This window comes from Bacillus sp. AFS002410, assembly GCF_002556365.1.
GTDB lineage: Bacteria > Bacillota > Bacilli > Bacillales > Bacillaceae_G > Gottfriedia.
The window spans coordinates 78,429-92,746 of sequence record NZ_NUEU01000021.1; the positions used below are offsets into that span (position 1 = coordinate 78,429).

Here is a 14,318-nt window from a genome sequence, read left to right on the forward strand (position 1 = left end):
AATACCGCATTGCTGTTTATAGAGAGTTATAGACCAGCAATCTGCCATAATTTAAAGAATGTGATCGCATATTTGTCAATTTTAATGACTACAAACCACTACTTTTTTTGTCGAATTTGTCGAAAAATAGAAAATGATTTTAGAAAAACAATTTTATCTTAGTAAACTAGCAAAACGCATTAAAGGCTTTTAATTTTACGTTATGAAAATAAGAAAAAATCAATTTTAATGAAATTTTAATGGTAATAATTGTCTAAAAAAATAGTTAATCGACAGAATTGTCGAAATATTTTGAATAAAAAGAACTTGTCTAACGAAAAAATATAGCTTACTATTTTCTTAAGTATTTTAAATTTTCAAAAAAAGGTTATTAAGGGGGCGTACATATGGTTTTTAAGAAGGGTTTTGCAATTTTAGCTTCAGTTTCGTTAACGGCTGGTATTTTAGCAGGTTGTGGGAATAGTTCAAAGGATGGGAATCAGGTTATTAAAATTGCGACAAATACCCCATTATCTGGGAATAACGCAATTTTAGGGGAGTCTATTAAGCTTGGAGCTCAACTTGCTTTAGAGGATCAAAAAGCAGCTTTCAAAAAATTGGGCTTTGATTTAAAGATTGTTCCTTATGATGATCAAGGAGATCCAAAGAAAGGTGTAGCGAATGCAGAGCAGTTAGCTTCAGACAATCAAATCCTTGGTGTTGTTGGACACTTAAACTCGGGTGTAGCAATTCCATCTTCTTTAAAGTATGAGAAAGATCATATCGTAATGGTTTCACCTTCAAATACTGCAAATGAAGTAACTGACCGTGGATTAGGAGTAGTTAACCGAATTTGTGCTCGTGATGATTTCCAAGGTCCTGCTGGTGCAAATTTTGCTGTGAATACATTAAAAGCTAAAAATATTTTCATCATTCAAGATAAAACGCCTTATGGAACAGGTTTAGCAAATGAATTTAAAACTGCTGCTCAAAAATTAGGCGCGAAAATCTTAGGTGAAGAGGGTATCTCAGTTGGTGATAAAGATTTTAACGGTGTATTAAATAATGTGATTGCGAAAAAGCCTGATTTAGTATTCTTCGGTGGACTTTATGCTGAAGGAGGAATTTTATTAAAACAAGCTCGTGATAAAGGATTAAACATCCCATTCATGGGTGGCGATGGAATGGACTCTTCAGGTTTAGTTGATATTGCTGGAGATGCAGTTAAAAACTTCTATTATACTTCAGTAGCTGGTGACACGTTAAAAACAGATAAAGGGAAAGCATTTGCAGATGCTTATAAATCTAAATTTAATAAAAATATTGAATCTTTCTCATCATACGGATATGATTCTGCTGGCGTATTATTGGAAGGATTAAAAAATGCAATCAACGATAATAAAGGAAAAACTCCATCTCGCGAACAAGTTGAAAAGGCCGTACGTGCGATCCAAGATTATGATGGTGTAGTAACAAAGGTAGGTTTTGACGATAAAGGGGACAACAAATACGCGAAAGTATTTATCTATACGTTTAAAGAAGCTAAATATCCTGGTACTCAAGAAGGCGAAGTAACTAAACCATAATTAGTAACATAGCCTACTAATACTAGGGAAGCAAAGTGGTGAAAAAAAAGAAAAGAGTATCACGTTTTACGGGATACTCTTTTCTTCTCAATAAGATGAGAAAATTGTAAGATTTTGGAAGTTAATAAGAATTAAACTACATTATTTATAGGAGGTCTCATACATGAATGAAGTAATCCAAACACTCCCTCAAGTACTAATAGACGGTCTTGTTTTAGGAGCAGTTTACGCAACCGTTGCACTCGGTTATACGATGGTTTATGGGATATTAGAACTAATTAATTTTGCACATGGTGAAATATTCATGGCGGGTGCGTTTATTGGTACTGCGGTATTAATTACTTTTACTGGATTAGGTTTATTAAGTAGTTTACCTGCAATTATCGTATTAGCAATCGTTTTAATTATTGCATCTGTAGCAACTGGATTTCTAGGCATGGGGATCGAGAGAGTGGCGTATCGCCCATTACGAAAAGCACCAAAGTTAATTACATTAATTACAGCAATTGGTGTTTCATTTTTACTTCAAGATATCGTCCGTTTTATTGCTGAATTAAAAGAAGGAAATTACATTATTACTGGCCCATCACTATTTTCAGGACAACACCAAATTAAAACTAGCTCAATCTTTTCTTCATTTGGGAATGCACAAATTAAATCAGCATCAATCATTATTTTAGTCGTTGCAGTAGTAATGATGATTTCATTAGATTACTTCATCAATAAAACAAAATGGGGTACAGCAATGCGTGCAGTTGCTCAAGATCGTGAAACTGCTTCATTAATGTCTGTAAACGTAAACAAAGTCATCTCGTTAACATTCTTTTTAGGTTCTGGATTGGGTGGTGCAACTGGTGTGTTATTCGCATTACAGTACAACACAATTGATCCGTACATCGGTTTTATTTTAGGTCTAAAAGCATTTACAGCAGCAGTATTAGGTGGTATTGGAAATATCCGTGGTGCAATGTTTGGTGGTTTATTAATCGGTGTAATTGAAGTATTTGCAGCGACAAATTTATCAACTTTGACACATGGCATTTTCCCATCAGAATATAAAGATGTATTTGCGTTTGGAATTTTAATTCTAGTTCTAATATTCAAGCCAGAAGGTTTATTAGGTAAACCTGTAGCTGAGAAAGTGTAGGTGAATTAGATGAAGAGCTTATTAGAAGGGTTGAAACAATCAAATAAACTACAAGGAATTTTCTTAGGAGCGTATATCGTTGTTACATCATTAGGATTATACTTTTTGCAAGAATCCGTAACAGCATTTCTATTAATCCTGTTCTCACTTTATTTATTATATAAGACTAATTTTCCAGTCAAATTAAAGTGGAGCATTGGAATACTAGTTTTAACAGTGATTATGCCATATGTTGCATCACAAGGTACAGCATTTGAATCATATATGGGTGTAGCCACTTTAGTTGGAATCTATGTTGCAATGGCACTTGGATTAAATATAGTAGTTGGTTTAGCAGGTTTATTAGATTTAGGATTCGTTGCATTCTTTGCAATCGGTTCATATACTTATGCAATTTTTTCTACGAAACAAGTAACAAATTTCTTGCATTTTGATTTTCTTCCTTTTTCAGGAAATTCATTTTGGGTGTTCATTCTAATCGGCGGAATTATTGCAGCAATAGCGGGTGTATTATTAGGTATTCCTGTACTTCGAGTAAAAGGTGATTACTTAGCAATTGTAACACTTGGTTTTGGAGAAATTATTCGTATTGTATTTAATAACTTAGATCGACCAATAAATATTACAGGAGGAGCACAAGGTATATCTTCTATTCCAGCACCTACTATTTTTGGATTTGAGATTAATAATTCAGGGCAATTTTATTATGTCGTACTAGTTGTCTTAGCAATCGTCATTTTAGCTGTTACTAGATTACAAGATTCTAAGCTTGGACGTTCTTGGAAAGCAGTACGTGAGAATGAAATCGCAGCACAAGCGTCTGGTATCCACTTAGTACGTACGAAATTAATTGCATTTGCAATTGGAGCATCTTTCTCAGGAATGATGGGTGTAGTATTCTCTGCAAAGCAAATGTTCATTGACCCTACAAGCTTTACATTACTTGAATCAATTACGATCCTAGTAATGGTAATTCTTGGTGGAATGGGTAGCGTTCCAGGCGTAATTCTTGGAGCAGCACTTGTTACAATTTTAAATCTACAAGTTTTAACAGAAGTTACAAACTATTTAAACCAATTAACATTAGATGGAGTAATTAACCTACCACCTGCTCTATCACCTTCTAAAATGCAACGCATGATTTTCGGGCTAATTTTAGTACTTGTAGCAATCTTTAGGCCTAAAGGATTATTACCTGCCAAAAATAAGATTGTTCCAAAAGAGGATGTAGTAGATCTAGATCAAAAAGTAGTCGAAGAAAATCAACGCTCAGTTTCATTTTAGGAAGGAGGTTATCAAATGTTAAAAACAACGAATTTAACGAAAAACTTTGGTGGTTTAACTGCCGTTAATAATGTAAATATTGATATAAAAGAGGGTTCAATAACAGCTGTAATCGGGCCAAATGGGGCTGGAAAAACAACATTTTTCAATATGATTACAGGTGTATATACTCCAACAAGTGGTGAAGTTTTGCTAGGTAATGAGAGTTTAGTAGGGTTAAAACCACATAAAGTAAATAAAAAAGGTATAGCTCGTACATTCCAAAATATTCGTTTGTTTAGTAGTATGACTGCTTTAGAAAATGTTATGGTCGGGATGCATCAGCATTTAAAATATGGTGTTTTTTCAACACTATTCCATTTACCTAGCTTTAAAAAAGCAGAGAAATCGGCGATGAAAGAAGCATATAAATGGTTAGAATACGTTGGATTGGCTGATGTTTATAATGAGGAAGCATCAAGTTTATCATACGGTGCACAAAGACGACTTGAAATTGCTCGTGCATTGGCATCTCAACCAAGAATCTTGCTTTTAGATGAGCCGGCTGCAGGTATGAATCCGAAAGAAACGAAAGAATTGACTGATTTAATTTATCAAATGAGGGATGATTTAAACTTAACAATCGTATTAATCGAGCATGATATGAAGCTTGTTATGGAAATTTCGGAATATTTATTCGTACTTGATCATGGCGAAAAAATCGCTGAAGGCAAACCATTAGAAATTCGAAATAATCAAAAAGTAATTGAAGCTTATTTAGGAAAAAGTGCAGTGACTAATGCATAGTGAAAGGAGTAAAGAAAAAAATGACGCTATTACAATTAAAAGATATTAACTCTTTTTACGGTGGTATTCAAGCACTGAAAAATATTAACATAGAAGTAAATGAAGGTGAAATTGTAACATTAATCGGAAGTAACGGTGCTGGAAAATCTACTACTTTAAAAACAATATGTGGGCAAGTTAAACCAAAATCAGGCAATCTGATTTATAAAGGTGAAGAAATTGTTAAGCTACAATCTCATGAAATCGCTTTAAAGGGGATTGCACATGTACCAGAAGGAAGAAGAATCTTTTCTAAACTTACTGTAAAAGAAAATTTAGAAATGGGTGCCTTCTCAGTTAAAGACAAAAAACTAATCGCAGCCCGTATGGAAATGGTATTTGACTACTTCCCAAGACTCAAAGAACGCCTAAGTCAAAAAGGTGGTACGATGAGTGGTGGAGAACAACAAATGCTTGCAATTGGTAGGGGACTTATGATGGGACCATCATTACTAATGCTTGATGAACCTTCAATGGGCCTTGCACCAATTATCGTTGAACAAATATTTGAAATCATTGAGCAACTAAACAAACAAGGAATGACCATTTTACTTGTTGAACAAAATGCTTACCAAGCTTTACAAATCGCACATCGAGGTTACGTAATCCAAACAGGTGAGATTCAAATGGTTGGTGAAGGTAAGTCATTAATGAATAATGAAGAAGTGAAAAAAGCTTATTTAGCTTGATAATAAGGTAAAATAGAAGGAAAAGGGGCTATCTCAGGTAAACTGATAAAGATAGCTCTTTTTTGTTTTGAAAATGAAACAATCATTTGTTGATAGTTTGAGTAAGTAGCGATCTAAACTAAAATTTAGTCGTTTTTATGAAAGTGTGGTTGTAAGTATGATATTTAATATTTGTATGCAATAAAAGCGGTCATTTTGATAGAGAATGACCAGATGTTTATTTAATTTAGAAAGAATTATTGCCATTTCGCTAGTTTTCAATTAAAATCTACCAATTTTGGATCAAATATAAGTGTTGAATACCACAACCGGTATGGGGAATGTTTTATTTTATTTGCGATTCTTAGGGTTTTAATTGCAGATTTACTAATTTTAATTGCAGTGCGGACATAATTAAACTCCAGCACATAATTGCAGTTTTTTGTTTTTACGGATAAATAAAAAAGAGGACCCTAAAAATTACATTTTTAGGATATCCTCTTTTTACTATTAACTATTATTTGTTCGAAATAAATTCCGAAATTTTTAATTGATCTTCATTTGAAGCATTGTTAATTGAAGATTGAAGTGATTCCTCTAGTAAACTACGATTCTTGTAAAAATCTTCATGTTTACTATTATAATAGTACTTCACTGCTTCTAAATCTGAGAAAAACTCTTTTCCAAGCTTTAGAAGAAATGTTACTGGAAGTCCTTCGATCACTACATTACTTACATTTTCAGAAATTTCATTTACCGTACTGTTTGAAGTTGAAATCATTTCTTCGTTTAATTCTTTAACTAATAACTGTTCGAACCCTTTTATTTTGTTATTTCTTTTGTTCACGATTCGTTTTTTGTTCGTCTTTAATAAACGAATGGAATGATGTTTATCAAGCAATACTGCTGAACGTTTCTTTGTCTTTAGAAAAATGCTGCTACTCAAAACTAGCACTCCCTTCTGGTAGTATAGGTATATAAATAAAACAACTTTTCTATCATACCAATTATTGTTCATACTGTAAAGGTTTTATCTTTACATGAATATTCCTAAAAATATTCGAAAAATTCGACGTATTTTTTAATACTAAATTGATCATAATAATATTTGACTTACTAGTTGTCACTTTGTTAAAATAACAACATATTATTTATTACATATAACGTTGACGGAAAGAAGTAACTAAAGATTATTTTGCTTAGCGAATTGAGGATAGTGGGAGCTCAATCAAAACCTTTAGCGAAAGGCATTCCTGAGTTAATTCTTAAAGTGGACAATTTTTTTAATTGTCAACTAGGGTGGAACCGCGGGTGCATATACAGCTCTCGTCCCTAGGCTGAAAATGCCTAAGGATGAGAGCTTTTTTATTTCATTCTTACATTTTCAAAAAAACAATTGAAAAATGGAGGCAAATGAAATGTCAGAAAAATCGATGGATGTCGTAGTAAGTCATGCTAAACACAGAGGATTTGTATTCCCAGGTTCTGAAATTTATGGTGGTTTAGCAAATACGTGGGATTATGGTCCACTTGGTGTAGAATTAAAAAATAACGTAAAAAAAGCTTGGTGGAAAAAATTCGTTCAGCAAAGTCCATATAACGTTGGATTAGATGCTGCAATCTTAATGAACCCACGTACATGGGAAGCTTCAGGTCATATTGGTAACTTTAATGATCCAATGATCGACTGTAAAAATTGTAAAGCTCGTCATCGTGCTGATAAATTAATTGAAAATGCACTTGATGAAAAAGGAATGGAAATTATCGTTGATGGTCTTCCATTTTCAGAAATGGCGAAGTTAATTGTAGAACATAAAATCGCATGTCCTGATTGCGGTAGCCATGACTTTACAGATATTCGTCAATTTAACTTAATGTTTAAAACATTCCAAGGTGTTACTGAATCTAGTACAAATGAAATTTTCTTACGTCCTGAAACAGCTCAAGGTATTTTCGTAAACTTTAAAAATGTTCAACGTACAATGAGAAAGAAAGTTCCATTTGGTATTGCTCAAATCGGTAAAAGCTTCCGTAACGAAATCACTCCAGGAAATTTCACGTTCCGTACTCGTGAATTTGAACAAATGGAGCTTGAATTCTTCTGTAAGCCTGGTGAAGAGCTAGAGTGGTATAACTATTGGAAAGAAACTGCTAATAATTGGCTTTTAGCTTTAGGTATGAATGAAGAAAACCTTCGTTTACGTGAACATAGTGCAGATGAATTATCACATTATAGTAATGCGACAACTGACTTTGAATATAAATTCCCATTTGGTTGGGGCGAACTATGGGGCATCGCGTCTCGTACAGATTATGATTTAAAACAACATATGGAATATTCAACTGAAGATTTCACTTATCATGATGCTATCACAAATGAAAAATACGTTCCATATTGTATCGAACCATCATTAGGTGCTGACCGTGTAACATTAGCATTCTTAATTGATGCTTATGATGAAGAAGCGTTAGAAGATGGTACGTCTCGTACAGTAATGCGTTTACATCCTGCATTAGCACCTTATAAAGCAGCGATTTTACCATTATCTAAAAAATTATCTGAAAATGCACAAGAAGTATTTGCTGCTTTAGCAGAAGACTTTAATGTTGACTTCGATGAAACTGGTTCAATTGGTAAACGCTATAGACGTCAAGATGAAATCGGTACTCCTTTCTGTATCACTTACGATTTCGAATCAATTGAAGATGGAAAAGTAACAGTTCGTGACCGTGACACAATGGAACAAACCCGTGTTGCAATTAGTGAACTACAATCATTCTTAGCAAATAAAGTTAAATTTTAATTTAATTAATTGAAATCTGATGTCCTTTTGGGCATCTTTTTTCATATATTTTACTAAAGCTTGTTTAAAGTTTAAGAAATTTACTAAAAATGGTAAAATAAAGGTATAAAATAAAGGAGGACTTTAAATGAGGAGTTCAAATCCTATCTTAAATTCTGAACGTTTATCAAAATCAAGATATTCAGCACAAGCAATGACACTAGGCGGGACAATTAGTAAAACAATCATTGCATTAGTATTATTAATCGCAACAGCTGGATACTCTTTTTATTTAACTTCTACAGGTACACTTAATTCAAAAGTGTTTATCGGTTGTTTAATCGTTGGACTAATACTTGGATTCGTAACATCTTTTTCACCAAGAATTGCGCCAATTACTACACCAATTTACGCAGCAGTTGAAGGAATATTAATTGGAAATATCTCAGCAGTCTATGAAGCAACTTACGGAATGATAGTATTACAAGCAGTCTTATTAACGATTGCGATCATTGCTGGAACGTTGATCTGTTACGCTACTGGACTTGTAAAAGTAACACATCGCTTTAGATCAATTGTATTTGGCCTAACGATTGGTGTTCTATTATTTTATTTAATGACAATGGTTCTACAGCTTTTCCATGTTCCGATTCCATATATCCAACAATCTGGACCAATTGGAATATTTGTAAGTTTAGCTATTCTTGTGATTGCTTCACTTAATTTATTTTTAGATTTTGATTTAATTACGAGTAGCGTTAAACAAGGTGCACCAAAAGAATTTGAATGGTACTGTGCATTTGGTTTATTAGTCACTGTAATTTGGGTTTATATTGAAGCACTCCGATTTATATCAAGGCTTCGCGATTAATTGTAGTCATATTAAACCTTACTCTCAAATGAAAGTAAGGTTTTTTACTATATTAAAAGTCTGATGTTTAATATGATAAGAAAGTAGGGAATTAAATGAGTAAGAAAAAATTTGAAGTATTTGAAAACGAAACAATTAATGATTGTATAGAAAGAATGCAAAAAGAAGGGTATACACCGGTTAAAAGAATGGAAGTTCCAATCTTTTCAGAGCAAATGGTAAATGGAAAAGTAGAAATTGAACCAACCGGAAGAAGAATCGTATTTGAAGGAAAATTAAGTGCAAATTAAAATGCATAAAAAAAGTAAATTATTGGAAAAGTAACCTTATATGAATAAAATATGAGGTGAAAAATATGCATAAATTAGCATGTCCACGCTGTAAAACAAACAAAAGTAGATTTTATTTAATTGAACAAAATCCAAAAGCAGTTAAATTAAATGCTCAAAGCGGAGACATTGAACAAGAAGAGTATATTTCAGGTGGACTTGATCCATTTTTTGTACCATATAAAGGACCTGAGTATTTAGTTCAATGTGGGGCTTGTGGTTTAATTGAGCAAAGTGTAATGTTTGAGAAAACTGCTGATTCACTGTAGTTAAATTGTAAAAATGACAAAACTTAAGTATCCTGAAGAAATTTCCTGCTTTTTAATAAAAATGCAAAAGAGTTATTCAGACTATTTAAGAAAAATGCCCTTGAAAAATTAAGCAATGATATAAAAGCTTTGCAAGTGAAGAAGAGGCTAGTAGATTTTACTTTTAATGTCGGCATGAGACAAGATTATTTAGATGTTTTAATGGCATCAATCAATGAGTAAAAGTAGACTTCAGCTTTAAAGTAAAAAGACGCAAGAATACTGTTAAGTCAGCATTCTAGCGTTTCTAATTTGATGATTTTTAATCAAATAGGGCTATTGAGACAGAACTCATTTCGTCATTTTTTTGGCTTAAACAATTGTAGATCGATAATAACGAAATAATCTAATCAACTATTTCAAAATCTCCTTCACCAAAACTTTTGCCATCTATTTTTATTCTTACTGAATACAGTCCTTTCTCCCACTTACGTATGTCATTATAGCCCCAACCATCAGCATACCAGGCATTGTCCCATCCTCTTTCTAAATTGAAGCTGGATTTCTCTCTAGCAAGTACGGTATTATCAGATTTTAGATAGTCAAATTCCAAGTCAATCCTTCTTCTCTTTGAAACCGTAGTCATAGAAAATTGTAATTCCCAGAATATAAATGAAGCAGTTTCCCTTGAAAATTCCCTTTTGTAAATGCGATTCTTTTTTTCTACACCATCGATATTAGTATTGTAAAAGCGTAGTGAATTAAATGTAAGCGTTGGAAGGTTTACTACGTTTGTGTTTATTATTTCAAATTCTCTTTCACCAAAGATTTTACCATTAAGAAAAATTACCATTCTATATTTTCCACTTGCCCATCTTCCTTTTTTGCCGGATCCCCAATTTAATTCGAATTTTGAAGTATTTGAACCCTCTAATAATATTTTTTCGTGTTGTTCTTTTGCCAATACTTCACCATCTGAATAATAGATCAGCTGCTCAATAATGACTCGCTTGTCTATTTCTAATGTTGGGTATGAGAAATCAATTTCACAAGTAATTCCACCTGTATCTAGTTGTGGGAATTGCGTTATATATTCCCTATTTTCTTTTTCAGTTAGATTAATAAAACTAGATTGAAATAATCGTATGGGATTCATGTCCACTTTGTCTAAAAAATTTTCTTTAGGTTCTACTATTGAAAATGATTTTACTGCAATTTTTTTCTCATCTAAAAACATGACAACTTTATACTCACCATGTTTCCATCGATAAAATTTGTCTAATCCATTTCGAAACGACTCGGTAACGGTACTTATCCCTTCTTTTAACTCTACTTTTAAATTCTTTTTATCAATGACCGTTCCATCTTGGGAGTGGTATTCATATTTTAAATTAACAAAACGAGTTTGATCTGTAATAGGGTACGTAAGTATAACATCTGCATAAACAAATCTAGTTTCATCAATTAAAAATTGTGATCGATACTGTTTATTTTTATTTGGTTTTGTAAATCCACCCTCATAAAATAGTATTGAATTAATATTTATTCCCGGTTTTACTAGTCTTAACATTACTGTTCACACCCATCTAGAAAATGAAAAAAGTCTTTACTATAAAAATATCATTAACTGACAAATTTGAATACAGCATTTACGACTGAATCTAAATCTAAAAATACAAGCGGTAGTTGCGTAAGATGAAAAAATGGGAAAGGAGTACCCAATGCGTTGGTTATTGTTTTTTATATTAATTTGACACTTTTTATTGAAGTTCATATGGAAACTGTAAAGTGGAGTATGTTTTAAGAACAGCTTATATTTCCAAGTAAAAGTAGAACTTTTTTAAAGATAGTGGGTTTAAGGGTAAAGTGGTAATACTTCAGGTAGATTTTCTTTTTGAATTACTACACAGGTGCCAAGGGGATTAGGGAAGTCTTTAATATTGGTAGTCACTAAATAATCAGTTGCTTCTTTTATTGAAGAAACCATGATGTGTAAATCGTATATATCACCTTCGTTTCGATCAAATCTAGCAAGGTCTATTCCTTTGTTTCTTAAGTATTCCAGGCATTGCCGAATATCCATTTGATAAGCTGAATGTTTTACTTCTTGTGAAAGTTGGGTTTTATAAGTTGACGGATCATCCAATTTCGCTCCGTCCAATTTGTTCATATAATCTAAATTAAATATTTCTTTATAGACAGTAGCGATTTTCAATATCTCATGGTGTTCTAACACGAGAGGCACTTTAGTTCCGTTTTTTAGTTTCCGTTTCATACGACCTGAGCGTAATACGCCATAAATTTCGGCTTGTGTCGTTGTTGGTAGTGAGAGGGTAATGATATTCTTACTTTGCATATAAATCAAAGTATCGAGCCAATTAAATTTATTTTTTGATTTACTGCCATGTAGAATACACGGTGCAACAAAATTCGTATCTAAAGCAAATTTTGGATTTATCATTTTAGAAATACTCCTATTCGTCATCTAGTTCAAATTCTGCATCATCTTGTGCGTCATCAAATTTGTTGTTTAAGATTTCATCAACTATCGTATTTCGAGCTTCGCGTTGCGTTTTGAAAAACTCAAATGCATCACGAGGGATTTGAAACTTTCCTCTTGATCCAGCGATTTGTTGACCTGGAAGAATCTTTTTATGAATCCAATCCCGAACAGTTTCCGGTGTGATACCAAAATAGTTTGCGACTGTTTTTGTATCGACAAATTCACTTTCGTTCATATTCTGGTTCGATTGAATGGGTTCGATTGAATCTTCTGGTAATAGAAAGACAAATTTCCCGTCTAATTCAGCAGTTCCTTTAATGGAATAAATAATTTTTTGAATAATTTCCTTTCCTTCGCCTTTAGATAACAAAGGATACGTTGCACTAATTTGTGCAATTAAGTCATCTTTTGTGAAAAATACGTTTGACTGATTCGCTGGCATTGAAAACACCTCCTATTTTTATTATAGCTTGTTTATTACAAGTTAAACAAGATTTGCAAGATTGATTTCGTTATACAAATTTCGCGGTTCAAAGTAAGAAGTAAAAAAAGGGAATATAACCGTTTGGTTGGAAGATCGTATTCTTTGATACCTAGTTTACATTTAGATACACAAAAAAGATGAANNAGAGTTCATCTTTTTTGTGTTGGATAACCTTTTTCTAGAGTGTGGGGATAGCTTAAAACTAGCTTTTCGATTCCCTTTATGACTCTCTTAATAACCTCAAGCAAATATTAGAACCAATCTTTTTTCTTAAACCACATCACTAATCCAATCACGATAATTAGCATGATTGCCCAACAGTAATAATAACCATACTTTAACTGAAGTTCAGGGATGTGAATAAAATTCATCCCGTAAACACCGACGATGAATGTTAATGGCATGAAAACAATCGAGACAGATGTTAACATTTTCATCGTTTTATTCATTTTGTGTGAGTTAGTGGAAATATAACTTTCTCTGATGTCATTTGCCATTTCTCTGTTATCTGAAATGTCATCTAATAATTTCAATAGGTGATCGTAGACAATACGTAATTTCTTTGTCGTTTCTTTGTCTATTTCAACATGTGTTGAATTTAAAATACGGTAAATTAAATCCTTTGTTGGTTTAACAGTTTTTCTTACTTTAGATAATTTACTTACTTGTGTTTTGATTCCATCGATCATACTAAGGTCGGAATTTGTTCCTAATTCATCAATGTCTTCAATGTCATCCTCGATTTTTTGGACAATTGGAAAGAATTTATCTGCTATTTCATCGCAAATGTGGTATAGAATTTGTTCTGGCTTCAGTCCTTTTATACTCTTTAATCCTTTTATTTTGTTCCACACAATTTGCAATACACTTGTCGTTTCCCAACAAAATGAAACGATGTACTTGTGAGACAAAAAGAGATCAATTTCAGTTTGTTCCATGTTCTCGTTCAATGATTGTAGAACGATAAAACGATAGCCTTCATAATAGTCCATTTTCGGTCTTTCTTTATAGCTTACACAATGTTTAATTGCTATTTCATCGAAGTGGAATTTGGTTCGCAATAAGTCAATTTCTTCTGTTTTAGGATTTTCAAAATCGACCCAAACCCAATCAATTCGTTCGGAATTTAATTCTTCAATTGATACATCAAATGCAATTGTTCCGTCTTTATATACAGCCATTGTTTTGATCATATCTCGCACTCCCTATTTCTCGTTAACTTTCTCCAAAAACAGTTTAACACAATATTTCTGTTTCGTTTTGAAAAAAATTATGTAGAAGTTTTCACGATATAAACATGACAACTAAGTTTGAAATCAAGAAATTAGAAACAGAATAGAATAATTAAAAACATTTAAGATTGAACGTTATTTTAGCATTTTTAGCGTTCTCACATTAAAAAAGTATAAGAAAATTTGTAACAATGATCTAAAATAACCAAATTTGAATTAACTAAAAAATAAATTTAAGAAAACTTTGACTTTTTATTTGTCGATGGATATAATAGATAACAATAAAAGCACACAAATTAATTCAATGACGAGATAAGTAATTTTTGTAACTGTTCTACAGAGAGCTGGGGTAGCTGAAAACCGGTGAATAGTACTTAAA

Annotated in this window: 14 protein-coding genes and 2 other annotated features (1 of these 16 only partly in view); of the genes, 9 read left to right on the plus strand and 5 right to left on the minus strand. The window is 32.5% G+C overall.

Features of this window, described 5'->3' with window-relative positions; genetic code table 11:
* Window positions 1-386: 386 nt before the first annotated feature.
* The 5 genes from CN692_RS13850 to CN692_RS13870 all read left to right on the plus strand — a co-directional run bounded on the left by CN692_RS13850 (window position 387) and on the right by CN692_RS13870 (window position 5,510).
* Window positions 387-1,565, plus strand: a complete 1,179-nt coding sequence (locus tag CN692_RS13850; protein WP_098119760.1) for a branched-chain amino acid ABC transporter substrate-binding protein — start codon at window positions 387-389, stop codon at window positions 1,563-1,565.
* Between the two features lie 163 nt (window positions 1,566-1,728).
* Window positions 1,729-2,712, plus strand: a complete 984-nt coding sequence (locus CN692_RS13855; RefSeq protein WP_098119761.1) for a branched-chain amino acid ABC transporter permease — start codon at window positions 1,729-1,731, stop codon at window positions 2,710-2,712.
* Between the two features lie 9 nt (window positions 2,713-2,721).
* Entirely contained in the window at window positions 2,722-3,996 is a 1,275-nt protein-coding gene (locus tag CN692_RS13860; RefSeq protein ID WP_098119762.1) for a branched-chain amino acid ABC transporter permease, read from the plus strand.
* A 15-nt stretch (window positions 3,997-4,011) separates the two neighbouring features.
* On the plus strand, window positions 4,012-4,782 hold the full coding sequence (locus CN692_RS13865; protein ID WP_098119763.1) for an ABC transporter ATP-binding protein: 771 nt from the start codon (window positions 4,012-4,014) through the stop codon (window positions 4,780-4,782).
* 20 nt (window positions 4,783-4,802) lie between these two features.
* On the plus strand, window positions 4,803-5,510 hold the full coding sequence (locus CN692_RS13870; RefSeq protein ID WP_098119764.1) for an ABC transporter ATP-binding protein: 708 nt from the start codon (window positions 4,803-4,805) through the stop codon (window positions 5,508-5,510).
* A gap of 496 nt (window positions 5,511-6,006) precedes the next feature.
* Here the strand turns inward: CN692_RS13870 and CN692_RS13875 are convergent, their stop codons facing one another.
* On the minus strand, window positions 6,007-6,435 hold the full coding sequence (locus CN692_RS13875; RefSeq protein WP_098119765.1) for a hypothetical protein: 429 nt from the start codon (window positions 6,433-6,435) through the stop codon (window positions 6,007-6,009).
* Between the two features lie 211 nt (window positions 6,436-6,646).
* Window positions 6,647-6,826 (plus strand) — a binding site (T-box leader).
* A gap of 81 nt (window positions 6,827-6,907) precedes the next feature.
* On the opposite strand from CN692_RS13875, the gene CN692_RS13880 reads away from it, so the two are divergent.
* From CN692_RS13880 to CN692_RS13895, 4 genes are all read left to right on the plus strand, one after another.
* Complete coding sequence (locus CN692_RS13880) at window positions 6,908-8,293, plus strand: glycine--tRNA ligase (RefSeq protein ID WP_098119766.1); 1,386 nt, start codon at window positions 6,908-6,910, stop codon at window positions 8,291-8,293.
* Between the two features lie 127 nt (window positions 8,294-8,420).
* Window positions 8,421-9,143, plus strand: coding sequence for a Bax inhibitor-1/YccA family protein (locus tag CN692_RS13885; RefSeq protein ID WP_098119767.1), 723 nt, complete (start codon window positions 8,421-8,423; stop codon window positions 9,141-9,143).
* Window positions 9,144-9,238: 95 nt separating this feature from the next.
* Window positions 9,239-9,433 (plus strand): NETI motif-containing protein, encoded by a 195-nt coding sequence (locus CN692_RS13890; protein ID WP_098119768.1) that lies wholly within the window; start codon window positions 9,239-9,241, stop codon window positions 9,431-9,433.
* A gap of 65 nt (window positions 9,434-9,498) precedes the next feature.
* Window positions 9,499-9,741, plus strand: coding sequence for a DNA alkylation repair protein (locus CN692_RS13895; RefSeq protein WP_098119769.1), 243 nt, complete (start codon window positions 9,499-9,501; stop codon window positions 9,739-9,741).
* Window positions 9,742-10,126: 385 nt separating this feature from the next.
* Here the strand turns inward: CN692_RS13895 and CN692_RS13900 are convergent, their stop codons facing one another.
* The 4 genes from CN692_RS13900 to corA form a co-directional block, all read right to left on the minus strand.
* Window positions 10,127-11,290 (minus strand): hypothetical protein, encoded by a 1,164-nt coding sequence (locus CN692_RS13900; protein WP_098119770.1) that lies wholly within the window; start codon window positions 11,288-11,290, stop codon window positions 10,127-10,129.
* A gap of 285 nt (window positions 11,291-11,575) precedes the next feature.
* A complete protein-coding gene (locus CN692_RS13905) occupies window positions 11,576-12,181 on the minus strand; it encodes a hypothetical protein (RefSeq protein ID WP_098119771.1) in 606 nt (201 codons plus the stop codon).
* A gap of 13 nt (window positions 12,182-12,194) precedes the next feature.
* Complete coding sequence (locus CN692_RS13910; RefSeq protein WP_098119772.1) at window positions 12,195-12,665, minus strand: helix-turn-helix domain-containing protein; 471 nt, start codon at window positions 12,663-12,665, stop codon at window positions 12,195-12,197.
* 293 nt (window positions 12,666-12,958) lie between these two features.
* Entirely contained in the window at window positions 12,959-13,900 is a 942-nt protein-coding gene (corA, locus tag CN692_RS13915; protein WP_098119773.1) for a magnesium/cobalt transporter CorA, read from the minus strand.
* A gap of 334 nt (window positions 13,901-14,234) precedes the next feature.
* Window positions 14,235-14,318: a binding site (T-box leader), on the plus strand (it continues 159 nt past the right edge of the window).

Coding starts and splice junctions, on each gene's coding strand:
- CN692_RS13860 (WP_098119762.1), top strand. CDS start 2,722: ATGAAGAGCTTATTAGAAGGGTTGAAACAATCAAATAAACTACAAGGA.
- CN692_RS13880 (WP_098119766.1), top strand. CDS start 6,908: ATGTCAGAAAAATCGATGGATGTCGTAGTAAGTCATGCTAAACACAGA.
- CN692_RS13855 (WP_098119761.1), top strand. CDS start 1,729: ATGAATGAAGTAATCCAAACACTCCCTCAAGTACTAATAGACGGTCTT.
- CN692_RS13910 (WP_098119772.1), bottom strand. CDS start 12,665: ATGCCAGCGAATCAGTCAAACGTATTTTTCACAAAAGATGACTTAATT.
- CN692_RS13865 (WP_098119763.1), top strand. CDS start 4,012: ATGTTAAAAACAACGAATTTAACGAAAAACTTTGGTGGTTTAACTGCC.
- corA (WP_098119773.1), bottom strand. CDS start 13,900: ATGATCAAAACAATGGCTGTATATAAAGACGGAACAATTGCATTTGAT.
- CN692_RS13850 (WP_098119760.1), top strand. CDS start 387: ATGGTTTTTAAGAAGGGTTTTGCAATTTTAGCTTCAGTTTCGTTAACG.
- CN692_RS13885 (WP_098119767.1), top strand. CDS start 8,421: ATGAGGAGTTCAAATCCTATCTTAAATTCTGAACGTTTATCAAAATCA.
- CN692_RS13870 (WP_098119764.1), top strand. CDS start 4,803: ATGACGCTATTACAATTAAAAGATATTAACTCTTTTTACGGTGGTATT.
- CN692_RS13900 (WP_098119770.1), bottom strand. CDS start 11,290: ATGTTAAGACTAGTAAAACCGGGAATAAATATTAATTCAATACTATTT.
- CN692_RS13905 (WP_098119771.1), bottom strand. CDS start 12,181: ATGATAAATCCAAAATTTGCTTTAGATACGAATTTTGTTGCACCGTGT.
- CN692_RS13895 (WP_098119769.1), top strand. CDS start 9,499: ATGCATAAATTAGCATGTCCACGCTGTAAAACAAACAAAAGTAGATTT.
- CN692_RS13890 (WP_098119768.1), top strand. CDS start 9,239: ATGAGTAAGAAAAAATTTGAAGTATTTGAAAACGAAACAATTAATGAT.